At 64.2% G+C, this 23,044-nt stretch carries 14 protein-coding genes; 6 read left to right on the top strand and 8 right to left on the bottom strand.

Annotated features, from left to right (window positions below):
• Positions 1 to 248: 248 nt before the first annotated feature.
• Together CKO40_RS19350 and CKO40_RS19345 are read right to left on the bottom strand one after the other, a co-directional pair.
• Entirely contained in the window at positions 249 to 2,279 is a 2,031-nt protein-coding gene (locus tag CKO40_RS19350; RefSeq protein WP_200348096.1) for a sodium-translocating pyrophosphatase, read from the bottom strand.
• Positions 2,280 to 2,492: 213 nt separating this feature from the next.
• On the bottom strand, positions 2,493 to 3,278 hold the full coding sequence (locus CKO40_RS19345) for a hypothetical protein (protein WP_200348095.1): 786 nt from the start codon (positions 3,276 to 3,278) through the stop codon (positions 2,493 to 2,495).
• 524 nt (positions 3,279 to 3,802) lie between these two features.
• On the opposite strand from CKO40_RS19345, the gene bcsA reads away from it, so the two are divergent.
• From bcsA to CKO40_RS19325, 4 genes are read left to right on the top strand one after another with little or no spacing between them, the layout of a single operon-like run.
• Entirely contained in the window at positions 3,803 to 6,049 is a 2,247-nt protein-coding gene (bcsA, locus tag CKO40_RS19340) for a UDP-forming cellulose synthase catalytic subunit (protein ID WP_200348094.1), read from the top strand.
• A gap of 8 nt (positions 6,050 to 6,057) precedes the next feature.
• Complete coding sequence (locus CKO40_RS19335; RefSeq protein WP_276570838.1) at positions 6,058 to 8,616, top strand: cellulose biosynthesis cyclic di-GMP-binding regulatory protein BcsB; 2,559 nt, start codon at positions 6,058 to 6,060, stop codon at positions 8,614 to 8,616.
• A gap of 8 nt (positions 8,617 to 8,624) precedes the next feature.
• Positions 8,625 to 9,764 (top strand): family 8 glycosyl hydrolase, encoded by a 1,140-nt coding sequence (locus CKO40_RS19330; protein WP_200348092.1) that lies wholly within the window; start codon positions 8,625 to 8,627, stop codon positions 9,762 to 9,764.
• On the top strand, positions 9,761 to 12,286 hold the full coding sequence (locus tag CKO40_RS19325; RefSeq protein ID WP_200348091.1) for a cellulose synthase subunit BcsC-related outer membrane protein: 2,526 nt from the start codon (positions 9,761 to 9,763) through the stop codon (positions 12,284 to 12,286). The genes CKO40_RS19330 and CKO40_RS19325 overlap by 4 nt, the downstream gene beginning before the upstream one ends.
• A 237-nt stretch (positions 12,287 to 12,523) precedes the next feature.
• On the opposite strand, the gene CKO40_RS19320 is transcribed toward CKO40_RS19325, so the two are convergent.
• The 3 genes from CKO40_RS19320 to CKO40_RS19310 all read right to left on the bottom strand — a co-directional run bounded on the left by CKO40_RS19320 (position 12,524) and on the right by CKO40_RS19310 (position 15,572).
• Entirely contained in the window at positions 12,524 to 13,840 is a 1,317-nt protein-coding gene (locus tag CKO40_RS19320; RefSeq protein WP_200348090.1) for a hypothetical protein, read from the bottom strand.
• A 4-nt stretch (positions 13,841 to 13,844) separates the two neighbouring features.
• Positions 13,845 to 14,615 carry a Crp/Fnr family transcriptional regulator gene (locus CKO40_RS19315; RefSeq protein WP_200348089.1) on the bottom strand — a complete coding sequence of 257 codons (771 nt, stop codon included), beginning with the start codon at positions 14,613 to 14,615 and terminating at the stop codon, positions 13,845 to 13,847.
• 372 nt (positions 14,616 to 14,987) lie between these two features.
• Positions 14,988 to 15,572 (bottom strand): CDP-alcohol phosphatidyltransferase family protein, encoded by a 585-nt coding sequence (locus CKO40_RS19310; protein WP_200348088.1) that lies wholly within the window; start codon positions 15,570 to 15,572, stop codon positions 14,988 to 14,990.
• 240 nt (positions 15,573 to 15,812) lie between these two features.
• Here CKO40_RS19310 and CKO40_RS19305 point away from each other — a divergent pair, with 240 nt between their 5' ends.
• Positions 15,813 to 16,277, top strand: a complete 465-nt coding sequence (locus CKO40_RS19305) for a c-type cytochrome (RefSeq protein ID WP_200348087.1) — start codon at positions 15,813 to 15,815, stop codon at positions 16,275 to 16,277.
• A gap of 44 nt (positions 16,278 to 16,321) precedes the next feature.
• On the opposite strand, the gene CKO40_RS19300 is transcribed toward CKO40_RS19305, so the two are convergent.
• Positions 16,322 to 17,017: a cytochrome b/b6 domain-containing protein gene (locus CKO40_RS19300; RefSeq protein WP_200348086.1), complete on the bottom strand. Its 696-nt coding sequence runs from the start codon at positions 17,015 to 17,017 to the stop codon at positions 16,322 to 16,324.
• Positions 17,018 to 17,195: 178 nt separating this feature from the next.
• Here CKO40_RS19300 and CKO40_RS19295 point away from each other — a divergent pair, with 178 nt between their 5' ends.
• Complete coding sequence (locus tag CKO40_RS19295) at positions 17,196 to 17,630, top strand: BLUF domain-containing protein (RefSeq protein WP_200348085.1); 435 nt, start codon at positions 17,196 to 17,198, stop codon at positions 17,628 to 17,630.
• Positions 17,631 to 17,670: 40 nt separating this feature from the next.
• Here CKO40_RS19295 and CKO40_RS19290 read toward each other — a convergent pair whose 3' ends face one another.
• Both CKO40_RS19290 and CKO40_RS19285 read right to left on the bottom strand, forming a co-directional pair.
• On the bottom strand, positions 17,671 to 18,735 hold the full coding sequence (locus tag CKO40_RS19290; protein WP_200348084.1) for a TolB family protein: 1,065 nt from the start codon (positions 18,733 to 18,735) through the stop codon (positions 17,671 to 17,673).
• 576 nt (positions 18,736 to 19,311) lie between these two features.
• Positions 19,312 to 22,992 (bottom strand): M20/M25/M40 family metallo-hydrolase, encoded by a 3,681-nt coding sequence (locus CKO40_RS19285; RefSeq protein ID WP_200348083.1) that lies wholly within the window; start codon positions 22,990 to 22,992, stop codon positions 19,312 to 19,314.
• Positions 22,993 to 23,044: the final 52 nt, after the last annotated feature.

Genomic DNA, 23,044 nt, shown 5'->3' with positions numbered 1-23,044 from the left:
CGAGCGGCTGTTTCGATAGGACCTCTTAGCCAGCGACTTCATCCCGCACCTCCCGCAATGCCCGATTGACGAGGCGAATACCGGTTTCGATGCTGTCGAGACGGCCCAGGATCGGCACCGGACGCTGGACACGCGCGGTCTTCCAGCCAGCGACGGATTCGATATGTGCGGGGATTGTAATGGGCGTCGAAGTGACTCCCCGCGGCGGTTAACCGCCGCGGGGGCACCAGACCGATAGGCTGGACGGATCAGCCGAGCAGGCTGTTGCCAAGCAGCGGCGCGATGACCAGGCTGACGATCGCCATCACGTTGATCAGGATGTTCATCGACGGCCCTGAGGTGTCCTTGAAGGGGTCGCCGACGGTATCGCCGACCACCGTCGCCTTGTGGGTATCCGAGCCCTTGCCGCCATGCTCGCCCTTCTCGACCAGCTTCTTGGCGTTGTCCCAGGCGCCACCGGCATTGGCCATCGTCAGCGCCAGCAGCACGCAGCCGAGCAGCGCGCCGCCGAGCATGCCGCCGAGCGCGGCCGGCCCCAGCACAAAGCCGACCACCCAGGGCGCGGCGATCGCGATAACGCCGGGCAGCACCATCTTCTTCAGCGCCGCGGTGGTGGCGATGTCGACGCAGCGCGCGGTATCCGGCTCGGCATTGCCCTCGAGCAGTCCGGTGATCTCGCGGAACTGGCGGCGGATCTCGTTGATCATCTCGAAGGCGGCATCGCCAACCGCGGTCATCGTGATGGCCGCGATCGCAAACGGCAGAATACCGCCCAGGAACAGCCCGACGATCACCAGCGGGTCGCTCAGCAGCAGCTCGAAATCGGGCACATGCAGGGCCACGCTCTCGATGTAGGCGGTGATGATCGCCAAGGCCGCCAGCGCCGCGGCACCGATCGCGAAGCCCTTGCCGATCGCTGCGGTGGTGTTGCCGAGCTCATCGAGCGAGTCGGTGATGCGGCGCGTCTCGACCCCGAGGCCGGCCATCTCGGCGATGCCGCCGGCGTTGTCGGCTACTGGCCCGTAGGCGTCGATGGCCATGGTGATGCCGACGGTCGCGAGCATGCCCACCGCCGCGATGCCGACGCCATAGAGGCCCGCCAGCCAGTTCGAGACCAGGATGATGACGCTGATCGTGAGCAGTGGCACGATCACCGAACGCATGCCGACGGCGAAGCCGGTGATGATGACCGTCGCCGGGCCGGTCTCACCGGCCATCGCGATGTGCTCCACCGGCTTGGACGAGGTGTAGTACTCGGTCACCAGCCCGATGATGATGCCGCCGAGGGCGCCGACCAGCACTGCCCCCCAGACCGCGCTCGCGACGCCGGTGCCAACGATGACGAAGTAGGCCGCCGCGATGAAAATGACGCTCGCACTGATGGTGCCGATACGCAACGCCCGCTCGGGCGACTGGTTGGAGAAGATCCGCACCAGCCCGATACCGATGATCGAGCACAGCAGGCCGGCCGAGGCCAGTCCGAGCGGCAGGAACATCAGCGCTTGACGTTCACCGAGCGGGTCCATGATGTCCACGGCCAGCGTCGAAGCGATCGCAATCGTGGCGATCATCGAGCCGCAGTAGGACTCGAAGATGTCCGAGCCCATGCCGGCGACATCGCCGACGTTGTCGCCGACGTTGTCGGCGATCACGCCCGGATTACGCGGATCGTCCTCTGGGATGCCGGCCTCGACCTTGCCGACCAGGTCGGCGCCGACATCGGCGCTCTTGGTGTAGATGCCGCCGCCGACACGCGAGAACAGCGCCACGCTCGAGGCCCCCATGCCGAAGCCGTGGATCGCATGCGCGGTCTCCGGGTCGCCGCCGAACAGCAAGTAGAGGCTGCCAAGGCCGAGCAGCCCGAGCGAGGCGACCGCTAGACCCATGATGGAGCCGCCAAAGAAGGCGACCGAGAGCGCCTGGGCTGGCCCCTTGGTATGGGCCGCAACCGTCGTGCGCACATTTGCCCGGGTGGCGGTGCTCATGCCGATGAAGCCGGCAAGTGCCGAAGCGACGGCGCCGACCAGGAAGGCCAGCGCAGTCTTCCAGCCGAGGAAGATGTACAGCACCACCAGCAGCACGGCGGCGAAGATGCCGAGCATCGAGTATTCCCGCCGCATGAAGACCATCGCGCCGAGGTGGATGGCGTCGCCGATGGCGGCGACCTTGCCTTCGCCGCCGGGGTACGCGTTGACCGCACGATAGACGACATAGGCTGTCGCCAAGCCGAGGACCCCGAAAATCAGTGGTATATAGGGCAATAGAGCATTCAGGCTCATGGGTTGATGACTCCCCGTGTCGCTCGAATCAGTGTTTGTTGTATTGGGAAACGTCGAACCGACCCGGTGTCTCGACGTCTCGCCAAGGCTTGGGAATGAACAATCAAACGCCGGCTGCAGGGACAGCCGACAGCTCGGGATGCCCTCGAGCAAACAGCCAAATCGGCGGGCGGTATTGCTCTGAGTGGCAGGTCCCGATCGGGTGCCATCGGGTCACATGGCGCGCCAGAAGCGATAGTTCGTCGACTCGATCTCCGAACGCGAGGGCATCGGGAAGAAGCGGGTCTTGTCCTGCGAGGCGAACATGAACCCATGGCGGATGCTCTTGTAAGGGATCGTCTCGAAGGCGCTGTCGAGCTTCAGCCCCTTGGTGAGCTTATTCGGATCGGCGCGCAGCTCCATGATGGCCGCGCGCAGATTCGACGGATGCAGCCCAGGGATCGGCGGATGCATCGCCGGACGCGCCTCGAATTCCTCGAGGAAGTGCTCGATGTCGAGCTCGATCTGGGTATAGAACTGTTTCGGCGCGCCTTTCGGGAATTCCGGGTCGGTGATGTACTTGCCGAACGCAGGAAAATCCATGCGCGACATCACCAGCATACGCAGCGGCGCGATCTCGGCATAGATACGCAAGAACCCCTCTTCATGGGTCTTGTCATAGGGCGTGGCCTGGAGCTCCAGGGTGTAACCTTCCGGCGTACTCAGGATGACGCGCTGGATGGCGTCGAGTTCGATGTGCTCCAGCACCCGATAGGTGGAGATGAATCGCGTCGCCTTCGGTCGACCGTCATCGTGCGGCTTCAGCGTCGCGAGCGCCTCATCGATCTTGAAGTACGGATGGCGGTAGTCGACGTCGATCTCGGCGAAGACCACCTTGCCGGCGTAGTAGCGAAGCGACCCGGCCGTGTAGTGCTTGGCGAAGGCGTCCGGTTCCAGCTGTGAGGCTACCAGCGCTGGGTTCGGGGCCAAGATCTGATAGAGGTGACTGTCGTATTGCATTGCTCTTAATCCCCTAGTTGACCGTTTAGAGTCGGGCGGATGGTGAGGATCGGCGGCGCTACCGCTAACCAGCTCCGTTGGTCCAGCTCGGCCAGGATATCAGGCGAGAGGAGGCCGACCGCCTGCCGCGTCGCGGTCGATGCCCGTGACAAAGCGCCGGATTATGCACCCTTTTCGGATGCAGTGAATCGGTATAGCTTGACCCGCGTCATGGCGATGCACGTCCCTAGGCTCAGGCGCCGAGCGCGGGACGCTTCGCGAGCCCACAATCGTAGACGCGACGTCGTTACATCGCCGATCAGCGCCGTCCGCGCCCCAGTGCTGCTCTCAGTCGCTGAAGCAGCGTCTCGCCGAGACAGCGGCTCGCGACCGAGGCGGGAGACGGCGCACCGAGGTGGGTGCCAAACCCGACAGACCGCAGTATCGCCCGCGGCTGGGCCAAGACAACCCTACTGGTGTTGTCTAAACTGTCCACCGATGCGACCCCCTCCGACCCAAGACTGGCCTACCCGACAGATCCCATCATGCGTCTAGCCACCGCAGCCTCCCTTGCTGCGGTCGCCGCTGTCGCGCTACCGCTGCTGTCCCTCGCAGCGCTTCCGCTCAACGACGTCTCCCAACTCGTTCTCTCCGGGACACTGATCTTTCTGCTGCTGGCGCTGCGCCAAACAGCGATCCGGCATCTCTTTTTCGATAATCTCGGCCGTTTTCTTCGCCTCCTGCTATTGCTGATTGGCGTCTTCATAACGACGCGTTACCTGTTATGGCGCGCCTTTTATACCTTGCCGGACACCAGCCTATTAGAATTCGGCCTTGGTGTGACCCTGTTCGCCGGCGAGGTCTTCACCTTCCTGATCTTCATCCTCGGCGCCTTCGTCTCGTTACAGCCACTGGTGCGGCCAGTCGCCCCGTTACCTGAGGATCGCAGCGCCTGGCCAAGCGTCGACGTATTGATCCCAAGTTATAATGAGAGTCCCGAGCTGCTCGAGACGACCTTACTCGGCGCGATCAATATCGACTACCCTGCCGATAAGATTAACGTCTATCTGCTTGACGACGGGGCAACGACCGCAAAGCGCTCACAGCCGAGCCCTCAAGGCCGAGAAGAGGCCTGGTCTCGGCGCCGCACCTTGAAGGCACTGTGCAAACGGATCGGCGTCCATTATCTCACCCGGCGACTGAACCATTCCGCCAAGGCCGGCAACATCAACGATGCACTACCAAAGGTTCATGGCGACCTGGTGTTGATCCTGGATGCGGATCATGTTCCGACCTGCGATATCTTGGCCAACACGGCCGGCTGGTTTCTCCGCAATCCGAAGCTGTTCCTGGTACAGACGCCCCATTTCTTCGTCAGCCCGGACCCGATCGAAAAGAATCTCGGCACCTTCCAAAAGATGCCGAGCGAGCAGGAGATGTTCTATACAAACATCCAGCGCGGCCTCGATTTCTGGAATGCATCCTTCTTCTGTGGCTCCGCGGCCATACTGCGCCGTCACTACCTTGACGAGGTCGGCGGAATTCAGGGCTGCACCATCACCGAGGACGCCGAGACTGCGCTCGAGCTACATGCTAGAGGATACGATAGCGCCTACATTTGGCAGCCAATGATCGCTGGACTCCAGCCTGAGACCTTCTCCAGCTTCGTCGTGCAGCGCAGCCGCTGGGCGCAGGGGATGATGCAGTTATTCTTGCTGAAGAACCCGCTTTTCCTGAAGCATGAGCGGGGTCTGCACTGGTGGCAAAAGCTTTGCTATCTCAATAGCATGATGTTCTGGTTCTTCCCTTTGGTCAGGGTCATCTTTCTCTTCGCGCCGCTTGCCTATCTACTGTTCGGGCTCGGTATCTTCAACGCTGACCTGGCCGAGCTACTGACCTATATCGTTCCCCATCTCACGGCGCTGGTCCTGATCGTCGACTACCTCTACGGCAATGTGCGCTGGGCCTTCGTCTCCGAATTCTACGAGCTCGCTTTGACCCTCTTTCTCGCGCCGCCGTTGCTCAGTGTGATACGTCACCCGAATGCGCCGAGCTTTGTCGTCACGGCAAAAGGAGAGGTCACCGATCAGGATGCGGTCTCACCATTGGTGAAGCCAGTCTATTGGATGTCAGCGCTGACCTTGATCGCCATTACAATCGGGTTCTGGCGGCTCTTTTTTGTGCCGGGCAGCTTGACCACCGACCTTGTCACCCTGTTCTGGTCGTCGGTCAACCTATTCCTATTGTTCGGTGCGTTGGGTGCGCTCTTCGAGCGTCAGCAGCGCCGATTCTCACCGCGCTTTCCATGCTCTGAGAGGGCAGCGATCTTGACCTCCGACAGCCGCATCCCCGGCAGGATTGTCGACCTCTCCGCAACCGGAATGAGACTGGCAATCGAGCCTTTCTACCGGAGCGCAATCGAAGCCTCAGCGCCGACAGCGGTTGAGATCTTTCCCGAAGGCGGGTCATCGATCCGAATCGATATCGACGTCGCGACACTGATCCCGAAGAAAGGACACCTGGAGGCGGGTTGCCGTGTCCGCGCCGAATCGGTTCAGAAGAAGGCCGAATTCATCCGCTTTGCCTATGGTGATAGCAACCGTTGGAAGACCATGCTGCGCTCGAGAGACCGCCGCGTCGGCGTCTCCAAGGCGGCGTTAGTCTTGACGCGCTTGATGCTCAAGTACGGGATCGCGCATTTCGTCTTCATCTCGAGACGCTGGTTCAAGCGCCGCACCGCTTCGAGGCGGGTCGGCGAATCGGTTCACAGTGAGCAAGCCTTATCATCGTGAAAACTCTTATGCCCGCCTGCCGCTCTCGGCGCAGCCCATCCGGACTGCAGGCCCTTTGGGTGGCCTTGTTACTGACGGTCGCAACGGTTGGACTCGCTCAGCCCCCGCTTGGCCTAGGGTCGCCGGCTGACACCCCGACATCCTCTGCCGATCGGAAGGCCCCACCGGTCCCTTCGGAGCCGGAACACCGAGCGGATAGGGCAACGCCAGAGCACCCCGCGGGCCTTGCGGTCCGGTCCCAGTCCCATGATGGAACAGGAACCGGACAGGATGCCTCTGCGGACGCGCCCATCACAGAGATTACCCGCCCGCTCGCCCACTTCATCTCCGGTCGCGCCGAGATCGATCTGCGTCACGCCTGGGCAACGGCCGACGTCAACGTCCCGTTGCCGTCCGCATGGAAGCCGCAACAGCTTCTGCTGCGGCTCAAGTACCGCAATTCGGCGAACCTCCTCGAAGCACATTCCCAGTTGCGCATCGAGCTCAATGGTCTAATCGTCGCGCAGTTCAGGCTTGATCCCGACCGCCCCGAGGGCGAGGCGCGTATCCGGCTGCCAGTCGACCTGCTCGAGGCGGGATACAATCAACTTCGTTTTCGGGCCGCCCAGCATACCGTCATCGGTGAGTGCGAGGACCCGCTCGCCCCCGAGCTCTGGACCCAGATCGATGCGGTTCAATCCTCGCTGACCTTGGACTATCGCAGGCAGCCGGTCGCCCGAACCCTTGCCGAGGTCGAGGACCTATTCGGCAAGTACGCCTGGAACCAGGCGCGCCTGGCGGTCGCGATGGATGTCGACACCGACGCACCGAGCCGCGAGCAGCTCGAATGGGGCGCCTTGGTCGCTCAAGCAGCAGCGGTGCGTCTGGAGTACCGCCCCCTCGATGTCGCGCTGCGGTCGCTTGCAGAGCTGGGTGATCTTGCTGCAGAGCGGGAGCTGCTCGAGATGGCGCCGGACGGGGTCGTGCTGGTGGGCACCGCGGAGCAGCTCGAACCGACGCTGGGCGAGGACTGGGCCGCCGGCGTGACCAGTAGCTACCTTGGCTTGATCCAGAGCGAGCAGGGAAGCCCCTTGTCCGCGGAGCGGCTTGTCGTCTCAGGGCGGACGTCCGACGAGGTCAGGCGCGCCGCGATCGTGCTCGGCCTGATCGATTTCCCTCTCCCTGATACCGAAGAGGCACTGATCGGCGAGCTCGCGCTCCCGAGACTCCCTCTCAATACCGGCCAACGGGCACTTCTGGGCGGTGCGTTGGCGACATTCAAGGAGCTCGGGATACGGACGACGACCCTGACGAGCCCGATGGCGCCAGCCGATGTGTCCCATGGTGCCGCCGAGGGCTCGACCGAACGGCTCAAGACCTCGACTGTTCTGGACTTCTGGGTCCCGGCTGGTTTCTTCGCCGGTCGCCACCAGCGGGGGGTTGTTTCGCTCGATTTCAGCTACGGTGCCAAACTGCGCGGCGATTCCGTGCTCAACCTCTCGCTCAACGACACCTTCGTGCGCGGAATACCGCTCGATAACCCGGTTGGAGCGACGCAGATCGGTTATCGGGTGCAATTCCCGTTCGATCTGCTGATGGCCGGGAGAAACCGTCTTGAGATCACGCCCATGATGGTGCCGTCATTCTCTGACCTCTGTCAGTTCCGCCAGGGCGCGAATCTCCTGTTCACCCTATTCGACAGCTCGAGTCTGCTGATGCCGGACGTCGAGCGCCTGGTGAGATTGCCCGACCTGCGGTTGCTTGCCCATGCCGGGTTCCCCTTACTGAAGGACCCGACCGGCAGCCAGTTCGGCGTTCAGCTCGCGGGTCATCACCCCGGTACGATCTCGGCCGCATGGACGCTACTCGCCCGACTCGCACAGCTGATCCAGATGCCGCTCTATGAGGCGGCGATCGGATATGAGCCGTTCCTCGATCGGTTTGCCACGCTCGTGGTGGGGCCGGTTCCAGAGCTGGACCCGGCCCTTCGCGCCGACTCACCGATCGCCATCCGGGATGGTCTCCTTTGGGTCGACTATCCGGTCATGGACCTGATCGAACCGGAGGCGCTCCCGGGCGGTTGGGCCGAACGGGGCCTGGCTCGATTGCAGCGCTGGATCGAACCCCCTTCGGGTCGCTCGCGACCACGCGAGGCCCAGGTCGGTTTCGAGGATGATGAACCTTCAGGCCTCCAGGCAGGCTCGCTGCTCGGCCGACAGGGCGGGCTGTTCGAGTTTCAGCGTCGCCCGGCTTCGGGCAAACCGATCCTGATGTTGACCGCAAGTACACCGGAGCTGCTGCAAGCCCGCGCGGCACGCTTGGTTCAACCCGATTTCTGGTACAACCTCGCAGGTGGTTTCGCGCTCTGGGACAGCCGCGAAGACAGCCTCAGAACACAACCGGCCGCGGACCGCTTCACGATCGGGGAATCCAGCCCGCTCAATCGCGTCAACTATTTCCTCAACAGCTATCCCCAAGCGCTATTGGCGGTCACTATCGCACTGACCCTGCTGTTGGTTTCATTGCTTTTCGTCCTGATGCGACGATTCCGCCGACGGTCGGAAGCACAGGTCTTTACTGAAGAATAGGTGCCAAGATGCGTTGTCCTCGCAACCTCTACTTGTGCCTTGCAGTCGCGACGGCCCTGATCCTGGTCGCAACCGATGTGGTGGCGGCTCAAGCAATACCTGGCTGCTCGGGGTCGACGGACAAAGCGGAGTGGAGTCGCTATAAGCAGCGGTTCATGAGCAAGCAAGGCCGGATCATCGATACTGGCAACGGCGGGGTCTCTCATTCCGAGGGACAGGGGTTCGGGATGCGTCTTGCCGTGTATTACGGCGAGCGCGACGATTTTGAGCGCATCTGGCAATGGACTCGGCACCACCTCTATGTTCGGGATGATGAGCTTGCCGCTTGGCGCTGGCGGCCCGACAGCGACCCGCATATCGATGACAAGAACAATGCCACCGATGGCGACCTGTTCATCGCCTGGTCCCTTGCACTCGCCGGCCGGTGTTGGGATAACCAAGACTATCTCCAAGCGGCGCGCCGCATCGCCCAAGCTATCCGAAGCAAGCTGATCAAGGATACCGCAGCGGGCCACCTGCTCTTGCCCGGAGCGGCCGGATTCGTCCACGGTGATGTCCTGACACTGAATCCATCTTATTGGGTGTTCCCTGCCTTTGCCGAGCTCGAACGCCTGGAGCCGGACGCACCGCAATGGGCGGCGCTGATCACCGAAGGCCAGGCATTGATGGACCAGATGCGTTTCGGGCGCTGGCAGCTCGTACCCGATTGGGTGCAGTGGTCACCAGAAGCCGGGTTTTCACTCCCCGAGCAGTTTGCGCCGCGGTTTGGATACGATGCGATCCGGGTACCGTTGTATCTGATTTGGCAAGCCGACAACGCCGAAATACTCTCACGGCTCAGCCGCTACTGGGAGGAGCAGCGCGACTGGGCATGGCAACCCGACTGGATCGACCTCAAGACCGACGCCATTAGCAGCTATGGCGCGCCTGCCGGAATTCGCGCGGTCTCGGAGCTGACAGGATTCGCCGTCGCCTCTACCACCAATGGAACGGCGGCGTTTCTGTCGCTGCCAGCACTCACGGCCGAGCAGCAGGAGGGTATCGACTACTACTCCTCCAGTCTGAGCCTATTCGCCCGAATCGCAGCACAGAGCTGGTGTCGCCGGCACGGTTGCCTTGCTGCTCAGGAACCGGCTCCGGGCCGATGACCAGCATCCAACAAGCGGCGATCGCCCCAGAGACCCGCACCCCATGCCGGCACTACTGGCTCGTCTTATGGGCCGCGATCCCGTCACTGGGCTTTGCTCAACCATCGGCGCTCGAGTCCTCCGCTCACGAGCCAGCTCTTAAGGCGGTTCAGGAAGCGGCGCTGGCAGCAGCGGCTCAGGGGCCGATTCAGGAACCGGCCCAGCCGGATGCCCAGCCGGATGCCCAACCGGGTGTGGTCGAGCTGCAGCGGACGGCACCGCCAACGGTTGTCGAGCGCAAGCGCGAGCAGGTGCAAGCAGGCGTTGCAGACGAAGACGTCGCCACCGAGACCGAGTCATCGCCGGTTCAGATCGAGACCCGGGCAGAGGAGTCATCTCGCATCCGCGCCACACCCGATGAGGCCGCAGCACAGTCAGCGGCAACGGGCGCCGAGCCAGCACCTGGACGTTTCTATTCCGCGGGCCGGCGCGCCGAGCCGCAACTCTGGATGCTGCTGAATGCCGATCGCTATCAGGAGCTCCAGCGCGAGATCACGCGCCTGCAGCAACTTGACCCCCGCTGGCAGCCACCGCCGGAACTGGTCTACTGGTTACGGCACCATCTCGCCGAGCAGGCTAATGTCGACGCACGGAATGGCGAGACCCGAGACCGTGCAACAACAACGGCAAGCCCCTACTCGGCCGCACTCAGGCGCGCCGGTCGCCTGCAAGCTCAAGACCGGCCGGGCGAGGCGTTGCGGGCGCTTGATCCTTGGCTGGCGCAGATCACCTCGCGCCATGACGCAAATGCAATGGCGCTCATTGGCTGGCTTCGGCTCGACACGCAAGACGCACAGGCGGCATTACGCGCCTTTGAGCGGTCCTATCAGTGGCGAGCCAGTGCCGATGCGGCCAAGGGGGAATTGCTTGCGCTCGCTCGGCTCGACGATAACGATCGTCTGCTCAAGCAAGCCAAGTTGCAGGCAGAGCGTTGGCCAATACTGCACCCGACAGCGGCGGCTTCGCTGCGCTCCGCGGCGACCAGGCTGCACCAAGCCAGCCGGTATCAACAGGCTCAACACCTGCTGGATGCAGCCTTAGAGCTTGCCCCGGCCGGGCGCGACATCGAGATCCTGACCGGCTGGAATCTGCTTCGGCTTGGCGAAGGCCAGGCAGCCGCGGAGACCTTCGAGAAGCTCTACCGGCGGAATCCGGATTCCGCAAGCGCCGAAGGCTTGCTGAGAAGCCTTCGGCAACAAGGTGCCCATAGCAAGCTCGAGCGTCTCGCTCAAGCCCCAGGCCCGCTTCGCCAGCTCTGGCTGGCGGACCAGGTCGAGCGCTTCGTCGAACGCGGTGAGCCTTTGCGTGCCTATCGCACCGATCCGGAGGGCTTGCCCGCCCTTGCCAATCTCGACAGCCCTGCCGCAGGTCTCGGCCTCAGCTGGCGCGAGCGCAGTGGCGACCCCGGACTCGGTCAGCTGACCGAGACGCGGATTCCGGTCGTCCAGTACACCCACTGGACTGGTTTGCTCGGGGTGGGATTGAGCATCGACCGCGTCATGCTGGATGCCGGCACCGCACGCGCAGACGCGTTGATCGGCTCTGCACCGGGGCCCATGACGCCCTCCAAGCGGCGAGCGACCAGTGATGCGAGCCATGTCGACAACGGGCTCACTTGGACACTCGGGCTCAGCTATCAGGGTGATTGGCGGCTCGCCGCAGAGGTCGGCCAGACACCAACCGACGGTGCCCTTGACGCCACACTCCACGGCAGGCTTAGGGTCGGTCGACGTGGTTCGGACTTCGCCTGGAACGCGACCCTTGCCCATGAGCCCGTACGCGAATCCCTACTGTCTTATACCGGCATGACCGATCCGGGGAATGGCGGCGCCTGGGGGCGCGTCTTTCGCAGCGGGCTGACGCTGGATGCCTGGTACCAGATCGATCCGAAATGGACCCTGAGCAGTCGACTCCAGGTGCACGAGTACCGGGGCCGCGATGTCGCGGACAACACCGGCATTGCGGCCGCGTTCGCCATCGGCCGCAACCTTCCGCTACCTGGGCTCGCGTACCTGACCCTCGGCCCGGCCGTCGAGTATCAGCACTTCCGACGCAACCTGAACCATTTCACGCTCGGTCATGGTGGATACTACAGCCCAGAGCAGGATCTGGGGCTGATGCTCGCGCTCGACTTCCAGACCCGAGAGGCCGCCCCTTGGCTCGTGCAAGGCTCGGCCCGGGCAGGCTGGCGCTCACAAGAGGAGGCCGAGAGCCCCTGGTTTCCGCTCGGCACAACGCACCAGCAAGACAGGCCCCAACGCTATGCGGCCAGTTCCGAATCCGGACTTGCGGCCTCGTTACGCCTTGAGGGCGCCGCGCAGCTCAGCCGCCAGTGGCAGATTGGCGCGGCCCTGTCCGGCAACTACAGCCTTCGTTTTGAGGAATACAAAGGGATGTTGTTCCTGCGCTGGTTGTTCGAGCCAAGAAACGCTGTCTTCAGCTCCGACCTCCCGGGCGCAGCTATCGCGAATTCGCACCGATAAGGGCGGGTCAGTACGATTCAGCGCGGTTCGCCACGATCCAGTTCTACCGCATTAGAGGCCCGATCAGAATGATCATCCAGCCTGCACCGACCCCTGACCTCGATGGCCATAAGGGCCATTCTGTTAGCCGCGTGTTAGATGCCTTCACAGAATGCCCTCTACGGCCTAGCAGATCAGCAGCCTGTGCAGGCTAGCCGAGCATCACGATAGGGCCTCTTAACGGTCGCCCGAGCCAGATCACCGTTTTGCGCCCGCAGTCGTAGGCGACCCGGACGCGTGCGATGCGAACCGCTGTTGCTCACCGATCTTTGAGCCGCCGTCCTTGGTCACGACGTGCACTGCCCGAAGGGCAACGTAGCTATCGCCGTTGTCGCTGCGCTCAATGGTGTACCGACCGCCTTCGCCTAAGTCGATATCGAGCTGGTGGACCGCCACCCTCGCACCTGCCCGCGTGGACACCTGAAACTGGACATTCCGGATATTCGACCAGTCCAGTACGCCAATCTCGTTATAGGGAAAGAGCTTAAAATCATCCTTAGCGAGCTGATAGGTCCGCGCATGCTTGTCCAGACGCAGCCCGCGCTTGTAATAACTGACCCGGTTGCGATCGATCAGGTGCAGGTCGACCCTCCCTTTTCCCTGCAGCCTGGCCTGCACCGCCTTGAGATCCGACAGATCGATGGGCTTATCAAAAGCGAAGCCGAAATAGCAGAAATGGCCATGCCAGGCCGCCGTTGCTCCGGTTTCAAGCCGGGTGATCCGGCCCTGTTCCTGATCGCGATAGGTGCCGTAATAGGGAAAAAAATCTTCTGATCTCGTACCGACCTGAACCTGAATAGTCTTGACCCGAGACCAGTCGAACTGACCCTGCTGCTCGCCAAAATGGGCAAACCGACTGAAGTCAGCGGCCGTCAGCACATGGGTTTGCAGTTCATCGGTCAGGTCCAGGCAATCGCTCCGATAGACATGCCCTGTCTCCTTGCCCGGGACAATATCCTCGATGCGCAGATCAACGCACGCGCGGCTGCCCAACTTGCCCTTCAGCTCAAGCTCGATTCGCACCAACTTAGAGAGATCGAGCGGCGGCTGATGCCAGAATCCCACGTAGTTCCTGGCCCCCTCCCAGGCAAGCACGTCAGGCTCATCCCGAAAATCGATCGACCCTTCGGCGTCGGTATCGTAGACGCCAGAGAAGAGATTGGGTGCATTGCTCTTATGGGCCGAAAAGACCACAAGCCGACGCCGCGCTCTGTTCGCTAATGCCGTGCCCCGAGCATTCGATTTCGCATCCGCCCTTGTGTCCGCCCTTGCGTCCGCCCTCTGATCATCCTGGGCATCCGCCAGCGGGTTTCGAACGGCATCCACAACGGGCGGAGCCGCGCCAGGGCCTTCTGCGACGGCGCTCTGATCGTCGGCGCTCGTTTGCCCAGCCGCCGCAGCCCCCTCTATCGCGTATCCGGGAGCGCCCAGACCGATTAGCAGCGAGGCGCTGCAGTGCAGAATGGGCAGGCGCCGTTGTTTTACCCTGGACTGTTTCACGTTGTCTTGCCTCAAGTTACTAGACCTCATCGGCAAGCAGGTTCAAGGTAGCTCGATCGCGAATGGCGATCCGGTCCCCTTCCACCTCGATGAGGCCCTGCTCGCTCAGACGACGGGTGACCCGCGACCAGGTTTCGGGTTGGATCGAGAGGCGCGATGCCAGCACGGACTTGGACACACTGAGCCGCAACGAGGGCTCATCCGGCCGGCTGTTGTGCAGCAGCCAGCGGGCAACACGGCCTTGGGCCGAGAGCAGCGTCAGACTGTCGATCTCGGCGATCATCGAATGCAGGCGCCGGCTCAAGTCCCCGAGCAGCGCGAAGCAGGTGTCCGGGGAATCGCGCAGCATGGCCGCGAAATCGGCCGCATCGATACCAACCACCTCCGCTTCGGTCAGCGCTGCCGCACAAACCGGATAGCGACCGGTGCCCATGAAGAGCAGCCCCTCCGCGAAGGTCTGACCAGCGCGGATCAGTTCGATGATCTTCTCGTCGCCGTCACTGGATAGGCGGAAGAGGCGCATCTGACCGAAGCGAACGAAGTAGAAGCGCTCGGCAGACTCGTCCTGCCGAAACAGCAGTTGTCCCGGAGCGAGCCGCGCCCGGTTCGCCCGCTGCAATAGCCTGTCGAGCTGCGCCGGGCTCAGCGCTGTAAACAGGGGCGCCTGACGCAGCTCCGCTGCTTGGAGCGAGCGCGGCAGGGTGTTGAATGACGTCCCGGTCTTCACCCGCACCAGGTCGTGATCATCGATTCGCACCTCGTTACGAGACTCAGAGATCGGGTCCGACATAGCCCCTCCACAGCAAGACACCGTACCGATCAGACTGGCTGACCAGGGGGTCAGCCGGACACCGACGCAACACCCGAACCGGCCTCAGCATTCTGGCCAGTCAAGCGCAATTCAGGCCCCAGATGCAAGCGTTCGCTGTAACCGGCCGTCAGAATCGCAAGCGAGCGAGACAGGCTCGCTTGTCAGTGCGCGGGTTGCCCAGTGCGCGGGCTGGCCAGTGCTGGGCTGGCCAGTGCTGGGCTGATGGGAGCACGGCATGGTCAGTGCGCGGCTGCCCAAAGCGGGGCTGGCCAGAGCACGGTTGGCCAGAGCACGGCTGGTCGGAGCGGGGCTGGTGGAGCACGGCATGGCCAGAGCGAATTGGGCCCCGCCTCATGACGACCGCCCTGGCGCACCGCGTTGCTCGCGCAGCACCTGCCAGAGGCTCGTGATGTTCGAGCGCTCTTCGCGCAGGATCATCGTGATAATGAGCTCTTCGAGCCCCGCCAGCACCGCCAGCGCCGCAGCAATCCGAAAGGGCCAGACTGAGACATCGAGCAGCATTGCGAACAGCCCGATCACCGTCGCGACGACCGCGATCTTGACCAGAATCGTGTGATAACTGGTGAAGCGGCCAAAGCGCAGCAACCCCATCACCGCCGGTGTCATAAAGCTCACGACCACTGCGACCACGGGGACCCACTCCTCGCGCACCCGTTCCGGCCACAGGATCAGCAGCGACGCGGTGGTGGCGACGTAGACGGCCACATCGGCCCATGAGTCCAAGCGCGCGCCGAGCGGCGTGGTTTGGCCGATGGTGCGCGCGATCATCCCATCCACTGCGTCGGTGAAGAAGGCCAGCGCCAACAACCAAAGAAACGCCTCGCGCTCGCCCGAGACCGCCAGCACGAGCAGCAAGGGAGCCGACAGCAGACGGAAACCGGACAGCAGATTCGGCAGATTCCAGGGCTTGATCATCACCCACCTCAATGCTCAGTGTCGCGCCCAAGACCGACGCAACAGGATGCAGCTCGGGATGAGCCGGCCCGACGGGACCAACCTGAGCCACTGAGAGATTGAACCCATCCCGTTCGCCCAAATCCTTTGCCTCGCCAAGACGCGGTCTTCGCGGCGAGACGCGCTGCACGAGCGCGTGCAACAACACCTCTCCATCGCTATCATCGCATCCGCCAATTCCCACATAAGAGAGAAGACAATATGCAGACCAGACTACGCAGCGCCCTCATTGGCGCCACCGCGATCGCAGTCGCTGGGGCTGTCCAGGCCGCCGATCTGACCCCGAAGGAGCAGATCCAGACCCGCCAGGCCGGATACAGCTTCATGTCCTGGAACATGGGCAAGATCAAGTCGAATCTCGAGGGTAACTTCAGCCAACCTCAGGTTCAGGCGGCCGCCGAGGCCATCGCCGGCATCGCCAATTCCGGGATGGGCGCCCTGTACGGGCCGGGCACCGATCAGGACATTGACGACGTCAAGACGCGCGTGAAGCCTGAGCTCTTCACCAATCAGGAAGAGGTTGGGGAGGTCGCCCGCAACTTCATCGAGGCCGCGGACAACATGGCAGAGGTTGCTGCCTTCGGCGACGAGGCCGAGGTCAAGAAGGCCTTCGGTCAGCTCGGCGAGTCTTGCAAGGCCTGCCACGACAAGTTCCGCAAGGACTGAACGGCTCAATCCCCCTGGGGGCCACTCTCGGTCCCCGGGGACCTCTACCAGGCCGGTACCGAACCCGGAGGGGGTGGAGGCGGCGGAGGGGGCAGCAAGCCGCCGGCAGCAATCCAGACGGCAACGCCACTGATCACCAACGCCAGCAGCAGCGCCCACAGGGGGCCGCCGCGGGCCGAGGGCGCGCCAGACCCATCAGGTGGTGCCGGCTTCCAGCCCGTGATCATTGGGCTGATCAGGTTGTTGCGCCGCACGAACGTGTAGAACAACGCCGCCAGGATGTGCAGCGAGACCAGCACCAAGATCACCCAGAGCCCTTGACGGTGCAGCCCGGTCAAGGTCCGGCTCAGGTCCCCGCTCACCAGATCGCGCAGTGGTCCATCGAAGGCGATATCGTCGTTGGCAAACAGACCGCTCATCGCCTGGAACAGCAAGACCAGCAGCAGCGCGAAGATCGATAAGGCGCCGAGCGGATTGTGTCCCTCCCCTCGCCAGTAGCCGCGCAGATAGGCCGATACCTTGCCGGGCGTTGGAAAGAACTCGGCGAAACGGGCATAGGTGGACCCAAGCACGCCCCAGATCAGCCGAAAGACCAGCAGCCCCAGTATCAGCAGCCCGATCCGCTCGTGCCAGACCATCCAGTTGCCGCCCTGCAGACCGGTCAGAATGGCTGCCACAACGGCCAAGAAGAGCGTCCAGTGGAAGACCCTGGTCGGCAGATCCCAAACCTTGATGCGCATGATTGAGGCGTTCGCTGATGCTGTCCGCAATCGGACGGTGTTAAAAGGGCATTGATTATGCCATGCCGTCGCAAGGCCCGAGCCGGCCTCCCTGTTCGTTTGCGCAGCCCGCGATCGAGCGAGCAAGATTGCGTAGAATCAGTGGCTCCGACCCAGACAGATTCAGGATTTGCGACCTATGCCCTTTCAGCTCTGCTACGCCAGCACGGCGACGCGTGACTTCACCCGCAACGACCTGCTCAAGCTCCTGAGCGCAGCGCGTGCGTACAATGCCGAGCAAGGAATCACCGGGCTGCTGCTGTATCAGGACGGGCACTTCCTTCAGGTGCTCGAAGGCGAGATGGACAAGGTTCGCGCGCTGTTCAAGCGAATCTGCGAAGACGACCGCCATACGAAGGTCGCCCTGCTGTTCGAGGAGCTCGTTTCGCAGCCACAGTATCCAGACTGGAGCATGGGCTTCCAGGCACTCGACGGCAGCGAGCTGATGGAGTTCCCGCAGGAGGACGGCGAGGAGAAGGACCTGCGCTCTGTCGCCCAGACCATGGGCCGGGCCAAGGAGCTGCTGATCTACGTTCGCACCCAAGGGCTTGACCCGGCCAAGGACGTCATCTGAATGGCCGCGCCCGCCGTACAGGCTGCGGCGCGGCCTGCCGCTACCAGACCCAGTCCGCGATGAAGACGTTGGTCTCGCCGCGCACCGCGTTGTTGCGGTTCGACGCGAACACCAGCTTGCTGCCGTCGTACGAGAACATCGGGAAGCCGTCGAAGCCCGGGAAATGGGTCACGCGCTCGAGCTCGCGCGTCTCGACGTCGATCAGATAGAGGTCGAAGTCGCGCCCCTTCGGGTCGTCCATGTTCGAGACGAAGATCACGTGCTCGCCGTCCGGGTGCCAGTACGGGCCGAAGTTGGCCGCGCCGTTGTCGGTGAGCTGGATCGGCTCGCGGTCCTCGAGGTTCATGATGAAGATCTCGAGCTTGCTCGGACGCACCAGACCTTCGGCGAGCAGCGCCTTGTAGTCGGCCAGCGCCTCGCCCTCGGGGCGCGACGCGCGCCAGACGATCCATTCGCCGTCGCGCGAGAAGAAGGCGCCGCCGTCATAGCCGGGCACATCGGTCAACTGCTCGACGCCGGTGCCGTCCGGGTTCATCAGGTAGAGCTCGAGGTCGCCGCTGCGCACCGAGGTGAAGACGATCTTGTCGCCCTGCGGCGAATAGACGCCTTCGGCGTCGTAGCCGGGCGTGTCGGTGAGACGCACCCGATTGCTGCCGTCCGGGTCGGCACGGAAGATGTCGTAGCTCGCGTACAGCGGCCAGACGTAGCCCTGCGACATATCCGGCTTCGGCGGACACTCCGGACCGCCGAGATGGGTCGACGCATAGATGATCGCCTTGTCATCGGGCGCGATGAACGAGCAGGTGGTCGCGCCCTCGCCCGACGACACCTGACGGACATTGGAGCCGTCGGCGTCCATCCGGTAGATCGCATCGCATTGGCGATCGCCACGGGTGGATTGGAAGATCAGCTCGTCACCATCGCTGGAGAAATAGGCCTCGGCGTTCTCGCCGCCGAAGGTCAGCTGGCGCACGTTCGCCAGGCGGTCCTCACCGGGGTACAGGACCCGGCTGGCTCCTCCCTCGTTGGGTTCGCCCTCGCCTGCCGCCAACACGGCGCCGGTCGCCAACGGCAGCAGGGCCGCGGCTAGGATTCTCTGGATCATATTGGTCTCTCTCTTTGGCTTAGGCGATTTCTGTCAAAGCTCATACCGCCTTGCTGGTCTTTTCGCTCGCCTTCTTCGTCGCGCCGCCGGTCACATAGCCCGGCGATGCTCCCGGCGACGCTCCTTGAAGGCAAACGAAAATCCTGCGCAATTCGGTACGAGCTTTTCCGGCAATCGCCTTAGACGTCCTATCAGAATGCCTGCGTAGCCCACATAACCTGCTGATCTATTTAGAGGGCATTCTGTTAGGGGTTCTCAGATGGACGCCGAGCGCTGGCCGCGACCGACCAACGCGGTCATGTGGTCTATCCGCGATCGCAGCGGCAAGCACAAGACAGCGAGAATCCCGAGCCCGATGGCCGCTCCCCGCACTGGTCTTGAGGTAGGAGCCCGCTTGCAGGCGATCTTCGCAGCTGGTCTTGAGGTAGGAGCCCGCTTGCGGGCGATCTTCGCAGCCGCGAGCGCGGTGTGGTCCCCCGCTACAGCGCTGCGAGGTGAGGTCGCCCGCAAGCGGGCTCCTACAGCGCTGCGAGCCAGGTGGCCGGGAACGGGTCTCGGTCGTTCTGTCACAATGCACTAGCGCTCGACGACCTGGGTCTCGACCCGGTACGACGCGCCATCGCGCCGGTATTGGATCGCAACCGCATCGCCCGGCGCGAGTTCACTCAGCACCTCGGCATAGCCGCGCAGGTCGACAATCCCTTGGCTATTGACGGCGACGAGGATATCGCCCTCGCGCAGCCCGGCACCGGCCGCGGGCGACGCCGGCATCACGCCGGTCAGACGCACGCCTTCGCCTTCGAAGGCGAAATCGGGGACGGTGCCGAGCGCCGCCCGCCGCGGAGCGGGACGCGCGGGGGCGTCAAGGCCGGCGCCTGAGGTCGCCCCGGAGCCTACCCTGGCTAGCGCCCCCGAAACCGGACCCGCGACCGAGCCATCTGACGCACGAGCGACCAAACCGGCGCTCGTGCCAGCAGCCGCCTTGGCCGCACCGCTCGGGGCCAGCCGGGCCTCCGGACCGGTCAGATAATCGATCGCCTCCTGGGCCACGCTCGCGACCTGAACCAAGCCGGCCGCGTCGATCTTGTCGGCGGTGTCGGTCGGACGATGGTAATCGGGATGGGCGCCGCTGAAGAGCTGCACCGCCGGGATGCCGGCCGCGATGAAGCTGGTCTGATCGCTGGCGTCCAGCGGCTCGGCGACCGGCTTGACCTCGACCCCGGTCACATAGCCGGCGCCGCGCAGGATATGACCCCATTGCTCGCCTGAGCTGGCCCCGAGCGCATACAGTGGGCCGCCCTCGAGCCGGCCGACTGTGTCGAGGTTCAGCATCGCGAACGGCCGCGTCCCGGCGTCGTCGAGCCGCTCGACGAAATGGCGGGAGCCCAGACGGCCCGCCTCCTCGCCGGAGAAGGCGACGAACAGGATCGGCCGCGCCGGCGGCGAGCCAGCGGCCAATGCGCGCGCCAGCTCCAGCATCACCGCGACACCGCTCGCGTTGTCATCGGCGCCCTGGTGGATCTTGCCGGCGTTGTCGGCGCGCACGTCCGGCCATCCGGTGCCAAGATGATCGTAATGGGCGCCGATGATCAGCGGTTGCTCGGCGAGGGCCGGATCGCGGCCCGGCAGCCGGCCGACGATGTTGCGCAGCGTCACCGGCCCTTCCGGCGCGCCGCTGCCGGTCTGTCGGCCCTGGTCCCGAGCCCTCTCCGCAACTTTCTTCTCACCGTTTTCCTCGGCGTTCTCCCCAACCTTGTCCCCAGCGTTTTCCCCGACCTTGTCCTCAGCCTTCTCGCCAGCCTTGTCCCCAGCGTTCTCCCCAGCGTTCTCCCCAGCGTTCTCCCCAGCGTTCTCCCAGGCCTCGTCCCAAAGCTCCTCGACGATCTGTTGATAGCCGTGCCCCGGATCACCCGCCGGTTCCAAGCCGAGTGCCTCGAAGCGCTCGGCGATCAAGTCGGCAGCCCGATCGAGCCCGGCGCTGCCGAGACCACGACCCTCGAGCTTCGGGTCCGAGAGCCGACGCACATCGCCCAGCATGCGCTCGGCCGAGAACGCCGGCGGCAGCTCGGCGAGCGGCGCGCGTGGCGGCAGATTCAGCGGCGGCGCATCGGCGACCAGCGTCACCGCCAACGGCGATGCCTGCGGTGGCCACTGCCCCTTCAGCACGTTATCGGGCGCATCGCCGCGGAAGCCGAGATAACTGTACTTGCCGTAGTGCGGCAGCTTACGCGCCAAGCCGGGGATCGCAGCCGGGTTGTCGGTCGCAACCCAGCCGAGCGCCTGCTCCGGATTGGCCGGATCGCGGGCGAGCACGACGACGCTGTTGTCGGCCCGGCTCAGGGTGCGCTCGCCGATCCGGACCTCGTCGGCCTCGGCAGCAAATGCATAGCCGTCGAGGGCCTGTTCGAACATTGGCCGGAACCGGTTGCGCCACCCGAGAACCCAGACCGCGCGATCATCGGGCAGCGAATCGAGCTCATCGTCACGCCGGATCGCGAGCTGCACCGAGCGCCCGCGCTGCCAGGACCGGGCGAGCTGCCGATAGGCGTTCTGGAGCGATGTCGGCGCCGACGCCGGCAGCACCACCAGCACCCGCTCGGCGCCGAGGGCCTGACTGATCGCCGGCGGGATCTCCTCGCGATAGAGCCGGCGGAACAGATCGAAGGCCGGGTCGACCGCGACCCGCAGCGGACGCGCCGGCAGATCCAGCTCGAACGAGTGCTGACGCCCGTCCATCGCGACCATGCGCGTCACGGCCTCGTCCTGGCCCTCGAGCATGATCGCGACCGGCACCTCGAGCCGATAGGCCGGGCCGTCCTGCGTCTGCTCGAGCACCGCCTTCAACGCATAGCCGGTCCCGACCGGCTCGACCGACGCGTCGCCCAGCCGCAACGATGGCGCACCGGCCCGATTCACCCACTGCGCGAAGAAGCCGTCGAGCGCATCGCCGCCGATCGCCTCGAAGGTCGCCGCGACATCGGACCAGCTCGCGACCTGAAACCGATGCGCCTCGTAGAAGCGGCGCAGCGCGGCGCGGAACGCGGCGTCACCGAGTGTCTGACGCAGCATATGGAAGACCATCAGCGTCTTGCCGTAGCCGACCGCCTCGGTGACCGCATTGTGCCGGCCGCGGAACTCGGTCAGCGCGAAATCCTCGTGATCGCCGACATAGTCGGCGTACTTCTGTAGCGCCTCGCGCCGGTAGTCGGCCCCCTTGCCGCGCTGCTCCTTGAGCAGATGGTCGGCCAGATAGCTGGTCAGCCCCTCGGACCAGTTGCCGGAGGCGAAGTCGACATAGACCCCATTGCCCCACCAGTTGTGCAGGATCTCGTGCGGATAGGAGGTGTACGGGATGAACGGCAGCCGGATCACGCGCGGGCCGAGCAGCGTGAACGACGGCATGCCGTAGCCGGTCTCCCAGAAGTTCTCGACCAGCGCGAACTTGGCGTAGGGATAGTCACCGATCAGCGCCTCGTACATCGCCAGATAGCGCCCGGTCAGCGCCAGATAGCGATCCGCGAGCGCCTCGTCCGGCTTTCGCAAGAACACCACCGCATCAGCAACGGTGCCCGGCTGCCGGTACTCGGTGAACGGCGCCGCGATCAGATAGACCTCCTCCTGGCGATGCCCCTCGGCCCAGGTCTCACGGACCATGCCGTCCATCGCTTGCCGATCCTCGCGCTCACCCTGGCTGACCGCCCGCCAGCCTTTGGGGAGGTCGACCGTCATCCTGAAGGTCAGATACGGGTGCTCGGCGAAGGCCGGAAGCCAGTGGCTCGCGCCGCCGAGGAAGACGCCATCGGCGTCGATCAACCCGGGCGAGACGCTGAAGCTGCGCGAATAGGCGGCCCCGAGCTCGGCGATCGGGTGATGGATCGCGCCGCCGTAGCGCAGGGTCACCTGCTGCACATCGGGCTCGAGCCGCAGCCGCCAGGTCTCGACCGGCACGCCGCGGCGCGTCGCGTCGAGCCGCTTCAGGGTCGCGCCGTCGCTGACGACCTCGGGCTCGAGACCGCCGTGGAGCTGGAATCGCAGCGAGCGCGGCGTCCCGGCAGGCAGCCGGATGCGGTCCTCGACGACGAGACGCTGCGCGTCGACGTCGAGCGCGACGGCGAGGACGTGATGGATCGGCTCGGGCTCATCGGCCGCGGCGCTGTCCGCTCCGGCGGCACTCCGTTCGGCGGCCAAGGCTTCAACCCCGGCCGCCAACAACGACATCAACACCCATAGCAGCGAAGTGCGCAGTGCAGTAGGCATCGGTACGGGTTTCTCCTCGATTCTTGGGTATCGGATGGATCGACGCCGCGTC

Origin of the sequence: Halochromatium glycolicum, assembly GCF_016584085.1 — a bacterium.
GTDB classification, from domain to species: Bacteria; Pseudomonadota; Gammaproteobacteria; order Chromatiales; family Chromatiaceae; genus Lamprobacter; species Lamprobacter glycolicus.
The sequence above is the reverse complement of the archived record's forward strand: the minus strand, read 5'-3'. Positions and strand labels throughout refer to the sequence as shown.